At 72.3% G+C, this 1377-nt stretch carries 1 protein-coding gene; it reads left to right on the top strand.

All coding sequences use genetic code 11. The annotated features are described in order from the left end of the window. Positions 1 to 6 precede the first annotated feature (6 nt). The coding region (locus tag ABT296_RS38635) for an AMP-binding protein (protein WP_351934840.1) at positions 7 to 1377 on the top strand (1371 nt) is incomplete at its 3' end.

Here is a 1377-nt window from a genome sequence, read left to right as displayed (position 1 = left end):
GACCGGGTGGTGGAGGCGGTCAATCCGGTGCGTTCGTCGGGGCGGCATCCGTTGTTCCAGGTGATGCTGAGCCTGCAGAACAACGCGGGCGCCCAGGCCCGATTCCCCGGCCTGGAAACGGAGTTGCTCGACGTCGTGGGCGACGACCGGATCGACTTCGATCTGCTCTTCGATGTCCACGAACGGGCGGGCGGCCTCGAAGGGCGACTTCTGTTCGCGCAGGACGTCTTCGAGGAGGCGACGGCGCGACGGCTCGCGCGGTGCATGGAACACCTCGTCACCGAGGTGACGGAGGACCCACGGCGTCCGCTGAGCACGCTCGACCTGCTCGGTCCGGCCGAGCGCGCGGCCCTCCTGACCCGGGGCACCGGACGGGAACTGGCGGCGGAACCTGCCTCCTTGACGGACCGGTTCGAGGCCCGAGCCGCCGCCACTCCTGACGCCACGGCCGTCAGCTGCGGCGCCACAAGCCTGTCGTACCGGGAACTCGACCAGCGGGCCAACCAGCTGGCCCGTCACCTGCTGTCCGCTGGCGCCGGGCCCGAACGCCTGGTCGCGATCGCCATGCAACGCTCCGCCGACCTCGTCGTCGCCCTCCTGGCCGTTCTCAAGACCGGCGCCGCCTACCTCCCGCTCGATCCCCGGCACCCGCGAGCCCGCACCGAGGCGATCCTCGCCGACGTCTCACCGGTCACCGTCCTCACCGACGCCACCTGCCCGCCGGGCCTGTCCTCGGACGACCTGTCGGCCGCCGAACTCGGACCCACCGCCCGCGCGGACGAGCGCCTGGCCTACGTCATCCACACCTCCGGCTCCACCGGCCGGCCCAAGGGCGTCGCTGTCACCCACGGCAATCTCGCCCGGCTCCTGACGGCCATGGAGCACCATCTGCCGCTGAGCCCGGACGACCGACTGCTCGCCCCGACCACCGTCTCCTTCGACATCGCCCAGCTCGAACTGCTGCTTCCGCTGCTGCACGGCGCGGCCGTGGTCCTGGCGGGCCAGGAGGACGTACGCGATCCGCGGGCGCTCGCCCACCTGATCCGCACCCATGGCGTCACGGCCCTGCAGGCCACCCCCTCACTGTGGACCGGCCTCGTGGCCGAAGCCCCCGAGGCCGTCACGGGCCTGCGCGGCCTCGTCGGAGGCGAGGCCCTGCCCGCCGCCCTGGCCGGCCGACTGCACGCCCTCACCGCCAAGGTCACCAACGTGTACGGCCCCACCGAGACCACCATCTGGTCGCTCGCGGCCCGCATCGACGACGACAACCACGCCCGCCCGCCCATCGGCGGTCCGTTGGACGGCTCCCGCGTGTTCGTGCTGGACGCCGGTCTTCGGTTGGTGCCGGTGGGTGTGGTGGGGGAGCTGTACGTCTCA

Source organism: Streptomyces sp. NPDC000983, from assembly GCF_040299205.1.
GTDB lineage: Bacteria > Actinomycetota > Actinomycetes > Streptomycetales > Streptomycetaceae > Streptomyces.
Note: the sequence above shows the minus strand (reverse complement) of the source record. Positions and strands in the feature narration are given on the sequence as shown.